The organism is Methanoculleus receptaculi (genome assembly GCF_033472595.1).
GTDB lineage: Archaea > Halobacteriota > Methanomicrobia > Methanomicrobiales > Methanoculleaceae > Methanoculleus > Methanoculleus receptaculi.
In genome coordinates this window covers 359177-376579 of the sequence record NZ_CP137642.1, presented here as the reverse complement: position 1 = coordinate 376579, position 17403 = coordinate 359177, and the positions used below count along the sequence as shown (strand labels likewise).

Annotated in this window: 14 protein-coding genes and 1 pseudogene; 7 read left to right on the top strand and 8 right to left on the bottom strand. The window is 60.0% G+C overall.

Going from position 1 to position 17403, the window contains the following annotated elements; genetic code table 11:
• Positions 1–56 precede the first annotated feature (56 nt).
• Both nrdD and R6Y96_RS01980 read right to left on the bottom strand, forming a co-directional pair.
• A complete protein-coding gene (gene nrdD / locus R6Y96_RS01985) occupies positions 57–5093 on the bottom strand; it encodes an anaerobic ribonucleoside-triphosphate reductase (protein ID WP_318621826.1) in 5037 nt (1678 codons plus the stop codon).
• The gene (locus R6Y96_RS01980; protein WP_404810329.1) at positions 5090–5326 is read right to left on the bottom strand and encodes a thioredoxin domain-containing protein; all 237 of its coding nucleotides are present in this window, start codon (positions 5324–5326) and stop codon (positions 5090–5092) included. The genes nrdD and R6Y96_RS01980 overlap by 4 nt, the downstream gene beginning before the upstream one ends.
• Positions 5327–5566: 240 nt before the next feature.
• Between R6Y96_RS01980 and thpR the strand changes: the two genes are divergently transcribed.
• Together thpR and cca are read left to right on the top strand one after the other, a co-directional pair.
• Positions 5567–6109 carry an RNA 2',3'-cyclic phosphodiesterase gene (gene thpR, locus R6Y96_RS01975; RefSeq protein ID WP_318621823.1) on the top strand — a complete coding sequence of 181 codons (543 nt, stop codon included), beginning with the start codon at positions 5567–5569 and terminating at the stop codon, positions 6107–6109.
• Positions 6106–7482: a CCA tRNA nucleotidyltransferase gene (gene cca / locus R6Y96_RS01970; protein ID WP_318621821.1), complete on the top strand. Its 1377-nt coding sequence runs from the start codon at positions 6106–6108 to the stop codon at positions 7480–7482. Before thpR ends, cca begins: the two co-directional genes overlap by 4 nt.
• 106 nt (positions 7483–7588) lie before the next feature.
• Here the strand turns inward: cca and R6Y96_RS01965 are convergent, their stop codons facing one another.
• Positions 7589–7864, bottom strand: a complete 276-nt coding sequence (locus R6Y96_RS01965) for a hypothetical protein (RefSeq protein WP_318621820.1) — start codon at positions 7862–7864, stop codon at positions 7589–7591.
• Positions 7865–8372: 508 nt separating this feature from the next.
• Between R6Y96_RS01965 and glnA the strand changes: the two genes are divergently transcribed.
• The gene (gene glnA / locus R6Y96_RS01960; protein ID WP_318621819.1) at positions 8373–9701 is read left to right on the top strand and encodes a type I glutamate--ammonia ligase; all 1329 of its coding nucleotides are present in this window, start codon (positions 8373–8375) and stop codon (positions 9699–9701) included.
• A gap of 597 nt (positions 9702–10298) precedes the next feature.
• On the opposite strand, the gene R6Y96_RS01955 is transcribed toward glnA, so the two are convergent.
• The 3 genes from R6Y96_RS01955 to R6Y96_RS01945 all read right to left on the bottom strand — a co-directional run bounded on the left by R6Y96_RS01955 (position 10299) and on the right by R6Y96_RS01945 (position 11948).
• Positions 10299–10610: a hypothetical protein gene (locus tag R6Y96_RS01955; protein WP_318621818.1), complete on the bottom strand. Its 312-nt coding sequence runs from the start codon at positions 10608–10610 to the stop codon at positions 10299–10301.
• A gap of 1 nt (position 10611) precedes the next feature.
• Positions 10612–11514: an Mrp/NBP35 family ATP-binding protein gene (locus R6Y96_RS01950; RefSeq protein ID WP_318621817.1), complete on the bottom strand. Its 903-nt coding sequence runs from the start codon at positions 11512–11514 to the stop codon at positions 10612–10614.
• Positions 11515–11642: 128 nt separating this feature from the next.
• Positions 11643–11948 carry a ubiquitin-like small modifier protein 1 gene (locus R6Y96_RS01945; protein WP_318621816.1) on the bottom strand — a complete coding sequence of 102 codons (306 nt, stop codon included), beginning with the start codon at positions 11946–11948 and terminating at the stop codon, positions 11643–11645.
• Between the two features lie 173 nt (positions 11949–12121).
• On the opposite strand from R6Y96_RS01945, the gene R6Y96_RS01940 reads away from it, so the two are divergent.
• On the top strand, positions 12122–13921 hold the full coding sequence (locus tag R6Y96_RS01940) for an aldehyde ferredoxin oxidoreductase family protein (RefSeq protein ID WP_318621815.1): 1800 nt from the start codon (positions 12122–12124) through the stop codon (positions 13919–13921).
• 6 nt (positions 13922–13927) lie between these two features.
• On the opposite strand, the gene tsaA is transcribed toward R6Y96_RS01940, so the two are convergent.
• Both tsaA and R6Y96_RS01930 read right to left on the bottom strand, forming a co-directional pair.
• Positions 13928–14365, bottom strand: coding sequence for a tRNA (N6-threonylcarbamoyladenosine(37)-N6)-methyltransferase TrmO (gene tsaA, locus R6Y96_RS01935; RefSeq protein ID WP_318621813.1), 438 nt, complete (start codon positions 14363–14365; stop codon positions 13928–13930).
• A 7-nt stretch (positions 14366–14372) separates the two neighbouring features.
• Positions 14373–14855 carry a ribonuclease HI family protein gene (locus R6Y96_RS01930; RefSeq protein ID WP_318621811.1) on the bottom strand — a complete coding sequence of 161 codons (483 nt, stop codon included), beginning with the start codon at positions 14853–14855 and terminating at the stop codon, positions 14373–14375.
• 318 nt (positions 14856–15173) lie between these two features.
• Here R6Y96_RS01930 and R6Y96_RS01925 point away from each other — a divergent pair, with 318 nt between their 5' ends.
• The 3 genes and pseudogenes from R6Y96_RS01925 to R6Y96_RS01915 all read left to right on the top strand — a co-directional run bounded on the left by R6Y96_RS01925 (position 15174) and on the right by R6Y96_RS01915 (position 17254).
• Positions 15174–15629, top strand: a complete 456-nt coding sequence (locus R6Y96_RS01925) for a YbhB/YbcL family Raf kinase inhibitor-like protein (RefSeq protein ID WP_318621810.1) — start codon at positions 15174–15176, stop codon at positions 15627–15629.
• A gap of 141 nt (positions 15630–15770) precedes the next feature.
• A pseudogene (locus R6Y96_RS01920) lies at positions 15771–16599 on the top strand (DUF475 domain-containing protein).
• A gap of 79 nt (positions 16600–16678) precedes the next feature.
• On the top strand, positions 16679–17254 hold the full coding sequence (locus R6Y96_RS01915; RefSeq protein WP_318621808.1) for a flavin reductase family protein: 576 nt from the start codon (positions 16679–16681) through the stop codon (positions 17252–17254).
• Positions 17255–17403 lie beyond the last annotated feature (149 nt).

The window sequence follows — 17403 nt, the reverse complement described above, 5'->3', positions numbered from 1 at the left end:
TCTATTCTCCAGGACGGTGAACCATCTCTGCCAGAACCGAAAAATATGACCTCTCTTCAGGCATCCGCCCGGTCGACCTCCAGCGTCCCCACCGGCTGCCCGGCCGCGTGCCCGGATCTCACCGGCCTGTATTCGCGGAACTCTTTGAGGGAGACCGTCAGATCGCGGGTGAATGCAAAGTAACCGATCTGGGTCGTCCGGCAGAGGTTCATCGCCATCTCCATCAACCCCCGCGGGTCAGGGCGTGCCTCCCCGAGCCATATGTGGAAGATGTTACCGCCATCCACTATGGGGAAGAAGACGTGCTCGATCTCGATCCGTTTCGTGAGCGGGACTGCCGCTCCAGGGTTGACGTGCGTCCCGTTGGTGTAGTAGATGGGAAGGTCAAGTGTGGTGCCAAGCACATCGAGCGCCCGTTCGACGTCGCCCTTGACCACCCTGATCGCATCGTCGCGGAACCGCTCATCCAGGAGATCGGCAACCGCAAACCGCTGGCCGGTCGTCTCCGCCGGCGTGCGGGCGAGGGCGATCGTCATGTTGTTCTTCTTCGAGAGTTCACGGGCGTAGATCTCGAGTTCGGTCATCGCACGAACGGCCAGACGGAAAGCTTCCTTCGACTCGTGTAGCTGGTAGCCGGTGAAGTGCTGCACCATCTCGTTGACACCGACGACACCTATGGTGTAGACAAGACCATCCACGTCCACAGCAACCGCGCCGCGTTCGCCGGTGTTTGGATCCTTCGGGCGCTGCATCGCAAACGGCATCCGGCCGTTCGCCCGGATCAGGGACATCCATCGGCGCTTGATCCGAAAGAGGTCGACAGCGGTGTCCATGAGGGACTTGAGCTCGGCAAAGAGTCGTTCCTGGTCGCCCTCGGCCTTGTAAGCCGCCCGCGGACAGTTGATCGACATCACCTGCCATGAACCCATCGAGAAGTGTTTCCCATCACGGAAGTAGAGTTTGTCCTCAAATTCGGCGTCTTCGCCAGCAAGCGAGGAGAACTGGTAGGCGCAACAGTTTCCGGTCACGATCCCGAGCGCGTTTGAGAAGGTGTGGGTGCCTGCGACGTCGACAAGGTCGTAGACGTAACCTTCGTGGTCCACCGGTTCGATCGATCGAATCCGGAGCGGGTGCACATCCCCATACTCGAGGAGGCCGACAGCCTCTTCTTCCTCTCCGGAAAGTGGTGGGATGACAATGGTCACCTGGACCTTCTCCACCCCATCACCGGTGTACATGCTCGCACAGGCAAGACCGGTGCATCCGGCTGTGGCCGGAGTCTCAGGGATCTGCGCGAACGGAGAGCCTTTCTCCCGTCCCCGGGCAATCATTGGAGGGTAACCGGTCTCCGCCTGGAACCGCTCCATCTGGTCATTGTCCGTTATCCTGCAGGTGTAAACCCGGTGTGGGGCGCTGTCTGGCGGCAGCCCGAAGAGCCTATCCCGTTCGGCGTAACCCATCTGGACGCCGATCCTGCCGCTCAGCCAGACCAGTTTCTGGGCGACCTCCCTCGAGTCCACACTCAGCCTGATGCTCCTCGCCTCGCGGCCGGCGTCCTTCTTTCCGGTTGTGCTGAAGACTGCACCGAGGTAATCCGCCACGAGGGAGCGATCCAGGTTGAAGACGATATCCGGCACAGACTTATCGGCATCGGCCGAACCGCAACCGAGGGCTGCAAAGAGGAGGTAGATGAGCCTGCTGCTGATGACAACCACCCTTCCCGATGCCGTCTCCAGGACGCGTGGCTCGACCCCCAGGACCGCACGGATGCAGGCGGCGGTATCCGTCGCGAACTCCGCGTCGCCTTTTTCAAACGTGAATCTAACCGTATAACGCCGCGCTGAACGCTCGCTACGCCCTGCTGCAAGATAGTAGCCAAGGAGTCTGGCAAGTTCGCTGCTGGCCGGCAGAACGCGGGGCAGACTGATGCGCCCGGAGGTCCTGAGGGTTATCCCATCACCGGCGGCCCGGATCAAGTTGCCGTACCCGGCCTTCGCCAGGGTCGCTGCAACCTCGATCTCCTCAACCGGCCGCTCGCAGAACCCGGCCGCTTTCAGCACCGGGAGAGAGTCACCCACGTTGAGCTCGCCTGCCACATCCCGGACAAAGACACCTCCATTGAGGACGTAGACAGGATGGTCGGGGGTGACCGTGATCTCACGGCCCGACTCCAGGGTGATCCTGAGGAGGGGGCCGCTATACCGTCTGCGCATAACACCGTGGAACGGTCGGAGTGACGCTTCCTGGGTTTCGAAATCGACGCTCGGAGTTCTTCCATCATAGTAGGCGAGTTCTGCGCCGAAAGTATCTATCCGTCTCCCGTTCCTTGCGGCGGTATCGAAGATGTCCTGAATGCGCTTTACACTGATCCGGCCCTCTCTATCGGCCACCGGAACCAGTTCGTCCCCCGCCAAGCACTGGTAACACGATATCCCCTCACCGGCGCCCCGGTAAGCCGGTACCTGGTTGTCGTAGTAAGGGGTGCCATACTTGGACGCGAGTTCGAACGTCATCAGGTAGAGGTCGCGGTAGGTCGGGAGGTCGGGGTGGCTGCGGTTGAACTCCTCGTCCTCCGTGAGGAAATCGGGCTCGATGCTGATCTCGGGTTTCGGGAAGGAGAACGGTTTGCCCCAGTAGTCACCCTCGAGCATCACCTCCATCAGCGCCTTGAAGAGGAGCCTGACCTCACGCTCGAACTCGCCGTATGTCCGGAGCGGCGCCTGGTTTCCGTCCCAGACCTTGCCGCGGAAGACGCAGGGCTTGTCCTTCCAGAGGGTGGGAACGCCGGGGGAGAGCTGGACCGACGAGAAGACCACCTGACCGCCCCGGGCAACCATCATCTGGGTCATCTCGTAGACGAACATCTGCATCAGCTGCTTGATCCCGTCGTAGTCCATCCCCTCAAAGTATGGCGCCAGGAACGTCAGGAAGTTGTAGTAGCCCTGGCCGCCGGCGAAGTTTGTCTGGGCGGAGCCGAGCGCCTTGACCGCGTGGAGAACCGCCACCTCCGCCCTCTTTGCCGGGCCGGCAACAGAGGCTTTTGTACCGTTGCCATCAGGCATCAGACCGTAGTAGAAGAAGTAGCGCAGGTCCCAGTCCTGGCAGTTGTGGATTAAGAGGCCGTCGGATGCGAAAAACGTGTGGCTCTCCTCAGCCCCGTCGCCGTCGATGAAGAGATCGTAGACGTACGCACCGGTGGGGTCCGCCGGAGCGATCTCGACGGCGGTCTCCTCCCGCTCGGCAGTCCGCCCTCCCTTCACTGCGGAGAGGAACCCGTCGATGTGGTCCTGCCGCGAGTCAAGGAACGTGGCGTACCGGGCGAACGCCTCGACGTTCTTGCGCCCGTTGATCTGGAGGCGGTAGAGCGTCCCCCTGTCCTCGTTATCGGCGTAGAGTTCGACGATGTGGGGTTTCATCCCGAGTGCGGTGAGGAGGAGCGAGAGTTCCTGTCGGAGTGTCGGCGATGCGGTGGTGTAGTTGACGATGCAGTCTGACTTTTCAGGACGGTAGTATACCGAGCCGCCGGCGGTGAAGAGGGCGGAGAGGAACTCGTGGAGGAGCACATCGTTTAAGTGGTAGACGATCCAGGGAAGGCGTTTTTCGACTGCCCTCTCCGGGATGCCGAATACGTAGCGGAAGAGCAGGTAACCTGCTTTTCCGCCGAAGTAGACCTGCAGGGCCCGGTTGCGCTCCGCCTCGACCCCGTAGATGGTCGTGGTGTCGGGGGTGCCGCCGGTGATCGTTGCATAGGTGTTCAGGACAGCGCATGCCGCGGCCTGGATCGCAGGCGCCTGATTGTTCTCGGTTATCGCGAGGTTGTACTGTCCGACCTCCGGGGCGACGTTGTAGTTGCCTTCCGAGACGAAGAACCCCAGGAGACGGATGAGTTCAGGCGTAAGCGCGAGAAGGGCGGGCAGCTCGTGCTCGCTCCCGGTGACTCCGATTGTGACCCCGGCATAGTCCTCGACGCCGTAACGGCTGCAGAACGTGCTGAAGAGTGCGATGGGCATGATTCCGCGTGTGTACCACTGTTTCCGGTGCTCGACGCCGAGCACCCGCGAGATAGCGGCGTAGGAAGCTGCCTGCCCGCTCCGGATCGTATCGGCAAAGATCTCCTGAGCGCCGCGGACGTAGACGTTCTCGAGGAGGTGGGCCGGCACCGAGACGGGCAGTTCCCGCACGAGATCGATCGCCTCGATCGTCTCCCCGCGGAGGGCGTCGGTCGCGGAGATCCTGTAGAGGGTGTCCCCGGTGCGTACTTCGTCGGCACGGCGGATGGTCATCCCTTCGGCGGTCTGCACCGGGATCCGGTGCTCGCCGGTGACCATCAGCGACCGCCCGCCCGACGTCCGGATCCTGAGCATCTCGCCCGGGTTCACCCGGCGACGGGTCACCTTCGTAACGCGTCTCCAGCCCTTTGGGGTGAGCACGGAGAGGTCATCCGGGCGCCATTCATCACCGTCGATCGGGAGTTCGTCGGGACGGATGCTTCGGGTGCGGCCCGCCATCCGCGCGGGTATGACCGTGCTCCCGTCTATACAGAACGGGCGGGTCCCAAAGTATTCCAGGTCGTGGATGTGGAGATCTCCCCGGAGGTGGTGGTCCGCAAGGTCGGGGGGGAGTTGCAGGAGGTACTGCTCCTTGCTGATCTTGTCAGCCTTCTTCTTGTGTGAGGTCTCTGCATTCTCCTGGAGGTTGGCGTTGTCGTGCGCCTCAAACCCCCGCCCTACATCGATGAGGTGAGCATCGAAAACAGGGGTTCCCACCCTTGTGCAGACGTTGCGGTAGGGGATCAGGCCGCGCTCAAGGAGCGTCATGTTGACGATCTCGCGGATCAGCGGCCCTGAGAGCGACTGGAGTCCCAGCATCTGGATCTTCTTCTCGACCAGTCGGGCAATCTCCTTTGCCGTCTCCTCATCGGCCCCCTTGTAGCCGTAGAAGACCTCGACAAGCCGGGTCTCCTCCACGATCTGTCTGATGATCCGGTTCCTGTCCCAGTCAAGAAGGTAGCCCCGCGACGTCCTGACCTTCGGGAATGTGGGGACAAACTCCCCGAACAGCGTCGTCTGTGTTGACTTACGGCTCAACCTCATACCTCCGCGATCAGACCGGCAACCAGGTCTTCCTGGAAGACACCCCCGGGAAATAGGTCGGCTGACGTATAGAAAGCGTCACCTTTCTGCAGCACCGGCGCCTCCTGAACGAATACCCCGTTCATGCGAAGCTCGGTCAGCGCTTCAGCGGATGCCATGTCGCACTCGATGAAGGGCACGCCTCTCGAGGCCAGAAACTCTTTCAGGATCTCGCAATTCGGGCAGGATTCCAGTGTATATACGATGAATTGCGTTGTATTGGAAATGATGATACCCCCGGATCATTCGGTCATTATAGGTTCGTTCTGGAGTGTTATAACAGGTATCATTCATTTCGGAGCAGTGCTGGTGGGACGGCAAAACCCGGTATCCTGAACGCCGGTGGACTTGCAGCCTCCCATCCTCCTTCAAGCTGGTTTTGCAGGGATAGGCAATCACCTTTTGTATGGTGAGGCAAGATAATACGGTATAGTATGGTCAGGACGTTCGTTGCAATCGATCTGACGGAGGAGATCCGCGAAAGCGCACGCCAGTCGCTGGAGATCCTGAGAGAGGCCCCCGGCCGACTCGCCATAGTCGAGCCCGAAAATCTCCATATTACGCTCAAGTTCCTTGGAGAGGTCGATCAGGCGCAGATCGAGCCGATCATCGGGGCGCTCCGGGCGACGAACGCCGAACCCTTTGAGATAACTCTCGGTTATGCTGTCTGCAACCACCCGCGGAGACCGCGGGTGATCTGGTGCGACGTCACCGACTCAGGGGAGAGCGCTGCCCTCGCACGGCAGGTGGACGACCTCCTCGAGCCGCTCGGGTTCCCCAGGGAGAAGCGTCCATTCCGTCCCCATGTAACACTTGCACGTGTAAAAGATCTCCACCCCGCGCTCCCAAAGGAGGTGGAGCGTCGTATACCCCGCGAACCGCTCGGCAGGTGTCTGGTGAGCGCCATAAAACTCAAGAAGAGCACGCTGACATCCGGTGGTCCGATCTACGATGACCTTGCGGAGGTCACGCTTTGACGCGGTTCCCCTGTGAAGAGGAGGTGCTCAGGAGGATCCGTCCAACACCTGAGGAGCGGACCTACATCCGGGCGATGGGAGAGCGCCTGATCGAGGCGGTTGAACGGTCGGGGAAGGCGAAAGCGATGATGGTGGGTTCGGTCGCCAGGGATACCTTCGTCCGGGGTGACCGTGACCTGGACATCTTCATTCTCTTTGACACCTCCCTCTCCCGCCAGGAACTGCAGGATGAGGGGCTATCGCTCGCGCGCCGGATCGCGGAAGAGTTCGGCGCAACGTGGCGCGAGAAGTACGCAGAACACCCGTATCTCAACGCAACGATAGACTCTCTGGATATCGATCTCGTCCCCTGCTACGCAGTGGCGAGCGCCACCGAGATCAAGAGCGCCGTTGACCGGACGCCGTTCCATACACGCTATGTCCTTGCTCATATCGATGGTTACGTCGACGACGTCCTCCTATTAAAGCAGTTTGCAAAGGCCAGCGGGGTCTACGGTTCGGACCATATGACAGGCGGGTTCTCCGGTTATCTCTGCGAGATCCTGACGATCTACTACGGCGGGTTCCACCCTCTCCTCGAAGCCGCAGCCAGCTGGAAACCGGGGGAGGTGATAGATATCGAGGGGCACGGGACGAAGGAGTTTGACGATCCGCTTGTGGTGATCGATCCGGTCGACCCGGAGAGGAACGTCGCGGCGGCGCTATCGCTCTCGCGGATGTTTGAATTTGTGGAGGTTGCACGCGGTTACCTCGAGGAGCCCTCGGAGGCGTTCTTCTGCCGCCCGCCCGCACCGGCGCTAACCCCGGTGGTCTTCTCCCGCCTCCTCTCTGCCAGGGGGACCTACCTATATTCTATCACCTTCAAAACACCCGATCTCACCCCTGATACGGTGGTGCCTCAACTACGGAAATCTGCCGAGTCCATACGCGACCTCCTGGAGAGGAGCGGGTTTCCGGTGAACCGTACCGACGTCTGCATGAGGGAGAAGCGGTGCATGCTGCTCTTTGAACTGATGGCAGAAACCGTGCCGGTTATGCGCAGGCATATCGGCCCGCCGCTCTGGTCGAGGGAGAACTCCCGGAAGTTCCTGGAGAAGTATGTAAGGAGAGAGGTCTTTGCCGGGCCATACATCGAGGAGGGGCGATACGTGGTTGAGGTGGGCCGCAGGTTTACCCGGGCCATCGATCTGCTGCGGTCAAACGTCATCCTTGACATCGCGCTTGGAAAGCACGTCCGGCGCTCTATGGAAGAGGGGTGGAGTGTGGGGACCGACGCTGAGTGCTGGGACGAGGAGTTTGCCGTCTTCCTCTCACGGTTCCTGGACCGCGCATCGCCTCTTGCCAGGATAAAGAGGATGGCAACACGGAGGTGAGGGACTCTCCCCACCGTCCCGAACCTGCGGGTTCTCCAGAGCGGTCACACCCCGAAGACGCCATGATCCTCGAGGGTGCGCCGCCTATGCCGCGCAGGAGATTGCTTTACAGGCCCGTTCCGCCGATCTGCTTCTTCTCGTAGTCAAGAGTCATGACCACAAACTCGTCCACCGAGGGGAGGGGGCCGACCGTAACGGTGGACGGAGTACCCTTCCGCGTGTCAAGCCTCTTTATCGCGCCTTCCCCTTCCGGCCGGTAGGTGTACCTGACCTCATAGACGGGTTCGGGACCCCGAATGCCGGGGTGGTGCGCTCTGCCATAAGCGATTGCAACAGCCCACTCTTCGTCGCTTATGTCCACGTAGACCGTCCCTAACAGCATCCCGCCGGGGCCAGGAATCTGCGTTCTCGATTCAAATGAGTCCACGGCACTATTCACGGTGCCTTTCGGAGAGTATCCATAATAACGTGCCATTCTTAACCTTACCTCCGGTTGTGTCTTTGCCGGTGACGTTACAGATCCCACGGCCGCCCATCACCCACATGCCGGAGCATTATCCTGCGGAGCCGCAGGAGGGGAGCGGTGGCCGGTGTGTAACACAAGTATATTGTTATTAGATCTATTTAATTTGATCACACCCTGAACCGCTGCGCTCCAGCAGGAGGCTATCGAACAATATCATCTGGCTGCTGTAACCAGGTCTGGTAAACCTCTCAGAGGGCGGCACGGATTTTTGCGGGAGATGATGACGCTGGGGACTTGGTTGAGACCTGAAAGGGTCAAAGGGGGGCGATCCTGACGATCTCCCTGCCACCGGCTGATACCATTCTCTTCGTTGTGCTGTGGAGTCAACAGGTATTTACTCCATCGGGTAGAAGTTGATTTCCACATGTCCCGTGATGCCACTTCAGCGATGCTCGAGCGCATCGAGCAGGATAACGTCCGATTCCTCCGCCTGCAGTTTACCGACCTCCTGGGCATGCCCAAGAACGTGGCGATCCCGATAAAACAGGCCGAGAAGGCGCTGACCGGCGGTATAGGGTTTGACGGGTCGTCGATTGAGGGGTTCGTCAGGATAGAGGAGTCCGACATGATCCTCAAACCAGACCTCTCAACCTACACCCTGCTGCCCTGGCAGCCAGAGGATTACGCGGAGGCGCGTTTCATCTGCGATGTCTACAAGGCCAGCGGCAGACCGTTTGAGGGTGACCCGCGCTACGTGCTCCGGCGGGCGATGGAGGACGCCGCAAAGGACGGTTTCGTCTTCAACACCGGCCCGGAACTGGAGTTCTTCCTCTTCAAGATGATCGATGGCCGGCCGACCACGCGGTTCCAGGATGTCGGGGGCTACTTCGACCTCGCGCCGACCGACCTTGCCGAGGATGTCAGGCGCGAGATAATCCTCGCACTCACCGAGATGGGGTTCGAGATCGAGGCCTCGCACCACGAGGTCGCCGAGAGCCAGCACGAGATCGACTTCAAGTACAGCGACGCGCTCCACACGGCGGACAACGTCATCACATTCAAGTTCGCCGCAAAGACGATTGCGCTGATGCGCGGCCTGCACGCCTCTTTCATGGCAAAGCCCATACACGGCATCTGCGGGAGCGGGATGCACACCAACTGCTCGCTTGCCAAAGATGGGGTAAACGCGTTCTTTGACCCGGACGCTCCAATCCAGATCTCAGAGACCTGTCTCCACTTCATCGGCGGGCTGCTAAAACATGCCCGTGCCATCACCCGGCTCGCGAACCCGACGATCAACTCATACAAGAGGCTCGTCCCGGGCTACGAGGCGCCATGCTATGTCAGCTGGAGCGCAAGCAACCGGTCGGCCCTGGTCCGGGTTCCGGCGCCGCGCGGCAACAGCACCAGGGTCGAGTTCCGCAGCCCCGATCCTACCTGCAACCCCTACCTCGCCTTCGCCGCGATGCTCGCGGCCGGGATGGATGGTGTGCGCAACAAGATCGAACCCCCTAACGGTGTTGATAAGAACATCTACCAGATGACATCCGCTGAGCGGGGTTATGCCGGGATCGATACTCTGCCATGCGATCTCTATGAAGCGCACCAGGCGCTGCTCGCCGACGACCTGATCTGTGAGGCTCTTGGCCCTCACGTTCTGGAAGCCTTAACGAGCGTCACCAACGCCGAGTGGGACGCATACAGGACAGCGGTCCACCCCTGGGAACTTGACCGGTACCTGGCGACATACTGAAAACTCTTTTTTTCGTATGAAAATGGCCCTCTAGATATCTTCATCTGGTATGCATGTGGCCTTGTGGGCATCATGTGGTTTTTTATGCGTTCTGATGAAAACCGCTATGAGGCCGAGAGGCGGCTACTGTCTCAACTGATGAGAAACACCGGGGTGCGATCGCCGCTGGTATGTCGCGTCTGGAACGCAACAGCCTGCGGACACCGTTTCCGATCTCGATTGTATTTTCATGCGAAAACCCGCGCCATAATAGTGTATCGAGGGAGGAATCGCCATCCGGGGGGTGTGCCGGGAAATGGAACGGAAACGTCCACTCCCTGTCTCTACACACCCTCTACTAAACATCTTTCGTCGACCACCCCCCGCCGTCCGGCCGCTACCGCGGCCTCCTCCCGCCCCCTCAAACCAAACCTTTGCCGGGGGCGCAGATGAGATCTATGTGTATCCAGCCGGGAACCCAAGATGAAAATCCTTTCTCGCCCCCGAAACCACCCGCGGTGGCCATCAAACCAGGGCACAGCCAGAAGTTACTGGTTTGATTGCCCCGACTGATAAAGGATGTCTGGGGTTACTTCAAGTGCCGGGAGTCTCGGGTCGTCAGCACTGCTGCATCTCAACCTCTCCCTCCAGGAGAAGCCTGCCAAAGAGAAGCCCCTCAAGAGTTGTGCCCACATACTTCATCCGCTGCGCCACCTCCACATCTTCGTAACGGTGGATATCAGCGTATACCTGGAGGCGGAGAAGACCGAACCGGAGACGGTCGAGATCTTCCTCCTCGAGTTTTGAGGCCTCGCGGTAGATTGGTTCGAGCAGGAAGGGGAACTCCTCAAACTCCTCGAGCGCCTCAACAATCTGCGCAAAGATCGGGAGAGGAGCCTCCCGTCCAGCGAGAACCCTCGAGTAATCCATCTTAATCGCCGATCTGGTCGACCAGAGACTGCATGATGGCATCAAAACTCTTCCAGGTCGGGCTCTCTGCCGCGCCGGTCCTGCGGATGATAAACGGTCTTCCCTCGTCTGCCGCCTGTCGCATTTCCAGATCCAGTGGGATGGACCCGAGGAAAGGCACACCCAGGTTCTCCGCCTCTCTCTTCCCGCCACCCCTGCCAAAGATATCTATCTCCGCCTTGCAGTGGGGGCAGACAAATCCGCTCATGTTCTCGACTATCCCGAGCACCGGAAGTTCGAGTTTCTTAACAAACTCGACCGCCTTGCTCGAGTCAAGGATCGCAACGTCCTGCGGCGTGGTGACGATGACCGCGCCGGCTATGTTCGGGGCGAGCTGGGCGATGGTGAGCGCCTCATCACCGGTTCCCGGTGGGAGGTCGACGATCAGGTAGTCAAGGTCGCCCCAGTTGACGTCCTCGAGGAACTGCCGGATGACCGTCATCTTCATCGGGCCGCGCCAGATCACGGGAGTGTTGCGCTCAGGAAGCAGGAATGCCATCGAAACAACTGCCAGGTTTCCGGTGACCCTGACTGGCTCGATGACCTTACCATCGTAAGACTGAAGTCTGGCATCTTCGATCCCGAGCATCTTCGGGATGTCCGGACCGTGAATATCAAGGTCGATAAGCCCTGTGGCATAGCCGCGGTTGGCAAGTGCGTAGGCGAGGTTTGCCGAGACCGTGCTCTTCCCGACACCGCCCTTCCCGGAGAGGACCAGGACGACGTGCTTGACGCTGATCTCGGCTTTCGGAGGGAGACCCTTTGGTTCGGCAGTGTTCCTCGGGTCGTCGCACTTCGTCGCGGACGGGCAGGCGGTGCAGTTTCCCGCGCAGGTCTCGTTAGTGGGTTCGTTTGTCTGAGTCATGCCAGGTATCCTCTCTTCGTGAAAAGGGTCTAAAAGTACCTTATATTGTTAGCGTCAAATGCAACAAAAAGGTATAGGTGCTGGCAATTTTTCCAGTTCTGCCGCCAGGGTGGTGCTTCGAATATAGTCTACCCGCCACCGGCGGGCGGGAATATGGCAACTGTATCGCCGTCCTCAAGCGGTGTCTCGAGACCCCCACTGAAATGGATGTTCCTGCCGTTCTTCAGGATGTTGATGTACCGCCTGAGCCCGCCTTCGGGGGCGAATATAAGATCCGCGGCCCCGGGACACCTGGCGGTGAGTTGATCGAGCAGATCGCCGAGATTCGATCCTGCTGGCAGGACGAGATCCTCCTCCGCCGGGAGGGCCTTCCTGAGCATTGCAAACGTCCTGACCCTCACGGTTATGGTGCCTCCCTCTCCCGTAGTCTGCAAACCAGATCCACTCCCCTGCTTTACAATGGTGGTAGAAGATCCATTGGTCTTATCGGTATCGCTCCCGCTAGCCAGGTGTGAAAGATCTCATTTCTTTCATGCAAGAGTTAACCCTTTTCCGCGTCCAGCAGCCTTATATCCCTGTAAAGAGTCATCTGGGTTTGTGAAAACCCATGAACGGATACGCAGAGAAGATCCTCCACGCCAACCTGGAGACCGGGGAGATGAGAGAGGAACCGTTTCCAGAGGGATGGAGACGGGCATACATCGGAGGGAGAGGGCTCGGCGTCCGGATCCTCCAGGATCTGGTCGACCCTGGCATCGACCCGCTCAGCCCGGAGAACGTCCTGGTGATCGCCACCGGGCCGCTTGCCGGCAGCGGTCTTCCGGTGGGGTCGCGCTACGGTGTCATAGCAAAATCTCCACTGACCGGGACGCTGAGCAGCTCGAACTCCGGCGGAAAGTTTGGCACCAGCCTGAAACACGCCGGCTACGATGCAATCGTGATCCATGGTCGGGCAGATAAGCCGGTCTACATCCACATCGATGATGGAGAAGCCTGGATCCGGGACGCATCTGACCTCTGGGGGATGACGACTGGCGAGGCCACCGCAGCTCTCCAGAAAGAGATGGGCGATCCCGCTCTCAGCGTGGCCTGTATAGGCCCCGCCGGTGAACGCCTCGTCCGGTTCGCCGCCATCATCAACGAGACCTCGCGGGCCGCTGGGCGCGGAGGTCTCGGTGCGGTGATGGGGTCGAAGAACCTGAAAGCCGTCACCGCAAGCGGAAACAGCCGGATCACCGTCGCCGACCACGACCGTTTCACCGCCCTGAAGAGAGAGATAGCGGATAGGATCCGCGAGAACCCCATCTCGGGCGAGGGGCTGCCGGGTTTCGGGACCGCCGTCCTTGTCAACATCATCAACGAGAACTACATCCTGCCGACCAGGAACTTCCAGACAGCGCATTTCCCTGCCGCGGAGAAGGTCTCTGGCGAGCGGATGGCCGAAAGCATCCTTGTCGGGAAGATGGGGTGCCATGGCTGTATCATCCGGTGCGGCCGCGACGTCGAGGTTGAGGGGAAGCGGACGGCCGGGCCCGAGTACGAGACTATCTGGGCGTTCGGCCCGGACTGCGGGATCGACGACCTGGCTGCCGTTGTGGAGGCAAACAACCTCTGCAACGATCTCGGGCTTGACACGATCTCTACCGGATCGACGATCGCATGCGCCATGGAACTCTCGGAAAGGGGCTACATCCAGGATGAGATCCGGTTCGGCGACGCGGAACTGATGCTCGACCTTGTCCAGAGGATAGGTTGCCGCGAGGGTATCGGCGACGAACTTGCCGAAGGCTCGTTCCGGTTCGCGAGAAAACACGGGCACCCGGAACTCTCAATGAGTGTCAAGCGGCAGGAACTCCCGGCCTACGACCCCCGGGGGCTGCAGGGGCACGGCCTTGCCTACGCGACCTCAGTCAGGGGCGGTGACCACGTCTATGCCTACCTGATCGCCCCGGAGGTGCTGGGATCTCCGGAGAAACTCGATCCTTACTCAAGTGAGGGGAAGGCGGTCTGGACAAAGACGTTCCAGGACCTCACGGCTTTCATCGACTCTTCGGGTAGCTGCCTCTTTACCTCTTTCCCGCTCGGTGCGGCAGATTATGGGGCGATGGTCTCGGCGGTCACCGGTTACGATATCGATGCCGCGGAGGTGCTCCGGATAGGTGAACGGATCTGGAACATCCAGAAGATCTTCAACCTGAAAGCAGGGTGCAGCCGGGAGGACGATACGCTGCCGCCAAGGCTTCTCAGGGAGCCGCTCACCGAAGGCGCTCCGAGCGGCCGGGTCTGGGAACGCGAGCCACTCCTGGATGAGTATTACCAGGTCAGGGGATGGGACCGGGAGGGGCGTCCCACGCCCGAGAAACTCCGCGAACTCGGCATAGGGGAGGACGGGGTGGCCATCCCCTGACCGGGCCTATTTTTTGATGCGCCACCCGCCCGTTGCCTCCGGGACACAGTCGATCTCGGGGGAGTAGGGTTTGATGTCGAGCACCGGTGTCCCATCCAGGGCGTCGAGCCCCCTGACCAGGAGGACGTTGCCCTCCCGGCGGACGAGGTCGACGATCCCGAGGCCGATAGGGTTCGGCCGGGCAGGCGAGCGGGTGGAAAAGACCCCCCTCTCCCGGGACTCTCCCGGGGGCCTTGCGTAGAGTTGCCCACGCTCCGCCCGGTCGAGCCAGTAGAGGATTATGAGGTGGCTGCTCCGCTCCACGCCTTCGAGCCCCGGGACGTAGGCGTCATGGACGTGGATCTCCGCGACGACATCCACCAGCCGTCCCTGCCGGGGGGCGTCACCTGGCTCTGTGTAGGGAGAGCGGACTATCCCTATCGGGATGCACTCCATCCTTTCCATGCCGCGCTCACTCCTTTACCTGCGGCCTTGCATCGAGAGTCTCGTTGCAGAGACGGTCCACCACCTGGATACAGGGGTGTTCACGCGGGACGTTCTCGAACTGGACCTCGGTGAAATCCCGCATCAGCCGCCACACCTCCTCGGCAAGACCGGCAAGGTGCTCCTTTCTGATGCGGTAGCGGCCGGTGACCTGGCGAACGACAAGTTCCGAGTCCGACCTTACCACGACGCTGCCGGTGGTGAACTCCCGGGCGGCGCGAAGAGCGTTGATGATGGCATGGTACTCGGCAACGTTGTTGGTCGTCTTACCCAGGTAGCCCGAACGCCAGGCCACGACGGAACCGTCACGCACGACCACGTAAGCCCACGCGGCATCTCCAGGGTTCCCCCTGGAAGCGCCGTCGGTGTAGACTATCAGCGCATCCGCACCGGGGGTCATGGCCGTATCCCCCGGTACCTCACCATTTTTCGTCATCTTCCGGTTGATCATCGATCTCCCGGAAGTTATTGGTATCGCCCCCACCGCTCCAGAAGACATGAGGTTCTCAAACGATTATGAGGCCATCGGCCTGCGCGTGGCCCCTGCCTGCTGCGTGGCGAGATTCATCGCTACCTCTTCAAGGTCCACGATAACGGGCTTGACGGGATTGCTCGAATCTGCCTGCAGGCGCTCTGAAGCAGGACACCATCAACGCTATGCGCGGGCACGTCCTAGGATTCAGCGAGACCACTGCCACTGCTCAAGATGAAGTGTTACGAACCTTTTTATCTCCTGCTTCCAGAAAGAGTATCAACGGAGCCGAGCATTATGGAGAAACTAATTGTGAAACTGGATTTTGAGGTTTTTCCCGAGGAATACACCAGCAGAGGGGCAAACCGTTCACCGCCGATCCGGGTTGAGGGGCTTCTCCCGGAGATCAGGTCGCTTGCGATCATGGTGATGGCATGCCCGGAGGAGGGGGCCTCACGGGTGGCATGGGTCATCTGGAACCTCCCTGCGGTCCCCCAGATCCCGGAAGGGTTCCCTCCCGGCGGTGAGGTGGACTCACCGCTTCATGCCGTTCAGGGCGAGAACGATTTCGGCACCCTCGGTTACCGGGGGCCCGCGCCAGACGCCGGTAAACCTGAGGCCTACCTATTCCGGGTGTATGCGCTTGACCGTGAGGTTGAGATCGAAGCAGGCTCGACCTGGGATGAGATGGTCATGGCTATTCGCAGGTCGATAAAACAGGTCGGTGAGGCCATAGCCTTTGCTGAAGAGTAGGTGGCTTGCTGCGGGGATACAGGAAAATGATCTTCAAGCGAGATGGCGGCCAGCCTCTCGCGGCTCCATCTTTTGAGTCGCCGCACCGCCCATCAACTGAAAGGCACCGGGGATCCACTGAACGCCGACGTCCTCGCAACGATGAGCCAAAGAGCCCGCAGGTGGTTTCTTGTCTGGGGTCTGATCATTGCTGTCTTTGTTGTCCGCGGGTTGTTGCCGTGGTTGATCGTCTGGATGACGACACCCTCGCTTGGGCCCATTGAAGCGCTGCTCGCAACCTTCTCAAGCGATCCTGCCGTAGTGTCCGCGGTCGAAGAGTCCGCCCCGATCCTCCCTATATTTGGTGGGATGTTCCTTATTCTCCTCTTCTTTCACTGGCTTTTTGCGGAGGAGAAGAACTGCTACCTCGGGAGCGAGCGTTTCTTCTCCAGGCAGGCCGTCTGGTTCTATGCCATCGCCTCGATCCTGCTTTCTGTTATAGTCTGGTTTGCCCTCCAGATCAACACCATGATGGGTTTCGCAGCCGTGCTCGGTTCCACCGTCTTTCTTCACCGTCCACGGTTTCCGAAAGAACGCCGAGGTGCAGGAGGCCCGTATGATGGGGTCAGGTATGTCTGATGTTTCTAAACTTGCCTACCTCGAGGTACTTGATGCAACGTTCTCAATCGATGGAGTCATCAGGGCGTTTGCTTTCACCCTTTCTATCCCTCTTATCCTGATAGGAAACGGTGTCGGGGCATTCGTAGTAAGGGAACCTACCGTCTGGGGCGTCGACCAGATCAGGAAATTCTGTTACCTCAAAAACGGGGCGATGTATTCCATCCTGGTGCTGGGGACGATCATGCTCGCGGACAGTTTCGGGTTCCGTATCCCCGCCTGGCTCTCGCCTATAGCAACGTTTATAATCGTAGGGTTTTTCCTCTTCCGCTCGGTGCAGCAACAGAATAAAGGAGCGGTGGGTAGTGCGTGAGATGAGACAGTTCACCAGCAGGACACGCCTCGCCGGGTTCGAAAAGGTTTATCCAGGTCGGGAGACGAACCGTATTCCCATGAAGAAACAATCACTCGGCCCACGTACTGTCCTCTATCCTCATCCGGTACTGGTGATCGGAACCTACGATGCCAGCGGCCGACCAAACGCCATGGTCGCGGCGTGGGGCGGGATCTGCTCATCGCGTCCGCCAGCGGTGGCGGTCTCGGTGCAGAAGGCCAGGCAGACCTACGAAAACCTGGTCAAGCAGCGCGAGTTCACGATCAGTATCCCATCCGTCAACTACATCAGGGAGACCGACTATTTCGGTATCGTCTCCGGCCGGGACGAGGACAAGTTTGCCGCTACAGGCCTCACACCGGTTAAAGGCGACCTGGTGAACGCCCCCTACGTGGGGGAGTTCCCCGTCGTCCTCGAATGCCGCCTTCTCCAGACGGTCGAGATCGGCGTGCACACCCAGTTCATCGGCGAGATCCTGGACGTGAAAATGGAGGAGGGTGTCGTTGGGGAGGATGGCAGACCCGATCTCGAGAAGATCCGACCCATTGCCTATGACTCCCTGCGGCAGGAGTACTATGGGCATGGGAAAACGCTTGGAAAAGCCTTCTCTGTCGGAAAGGGGATCAAACGATAACTTTTTTCCTCCCACCGCAGGAGGCCTGCGCCGCCATGACGCTTCCGTTTCCACTGGAGATCTCCTCCCTGCGCCTGGCGCCGAGCGCATACAGGGATCTCCAGCTCCGAAGAGGAGACTGAATTACAGCAAGATCACCCGCCTGGTAG

What these genes read in the sequence shown, in the direction of transcription:
- nrdD (WP_318621826.1), bottom strand. Translation starts at nt 5,093, where the DNA reads ATGAGGTTGAGCCGTAAGTCAACACAGACGACGCTGTTCGGGGAGTTT.
- thpR (WP_318621823.1), top strand. Translation starts at nt 5,567, where the DNA reads ATGGTCAGGACGTTCGTTGCAATCGATCTGACGGAGGAGATCCGCGAA.
- R6Y96_RS01965 (WP_318621820.1), bottom strand. Translation starts at nt 7,864, where the DNA reads ATGCTGTTAGGGACGGTCTACGTGGACATAAGCGACGAAGAGTGGGCT.
- glnA (WP_318621819.1), top strand. Translation starts at nt 8,373, where the DNA reads ATGTCCCGTGATGCCACTTCAGCGATGCTCGAGCGCATCGAGCAGGAT.
- R6Y96_RS01955 (WP_318621818.1), bottom strand. Translation starts at nt 10,610, where the DNA reads ATGGATTACTCGAGGGTTCTCGCTGGACGGGAGGCTCCTCTCCCGATC.
- R6Y96_RS01950 (WP_318621817.1), bottom strand. Translation starts at nt 11,514, where the DNA reads ATGACTCAGACAAACGAACCCACTAACGAGACCTGCGCGGGAAACTGC.
- R6Y96_RS01940 (WP_318621815.1), top strand. Translation starts at nt 12,122, where the DNA reads ATGAACGGATACGCAGAGAAGATCCTCCACGCCAACCTGGAGACCGGG.
- tsaA (WP_318621813.1), bottom strand. Translation starts at nt 14,365, where the DNA reads ATGGAAAGGATGGAGTGCATCCCGATAGGGATAGTCCGCTCTCCCTAC.
- R6Y96_RS01930 (WP_318621811.1), bottom strand. Translation starts at nt 14,855, where the DNA reads ATGATCAACCGGAAGATGACGAAAAATGGTGAGGTACCGGGGGATACG.
- R6Y96_RS01925 (WP_318621810.1), top strand. Translation starts at nt 15,174, where the DNA reads ATGGAGAAACTAATTGTGAAACTGGATTTTGAGGTTTTTCCCGAGGAA.
- R6Y96_RS01915 (WP_318621808.1), top strand. Translation starts at nt 16,679, where the DNA reads ATGAAGAAACAATCACTCGGCCCACGTACTGTCCTCTATCCTCATCCG.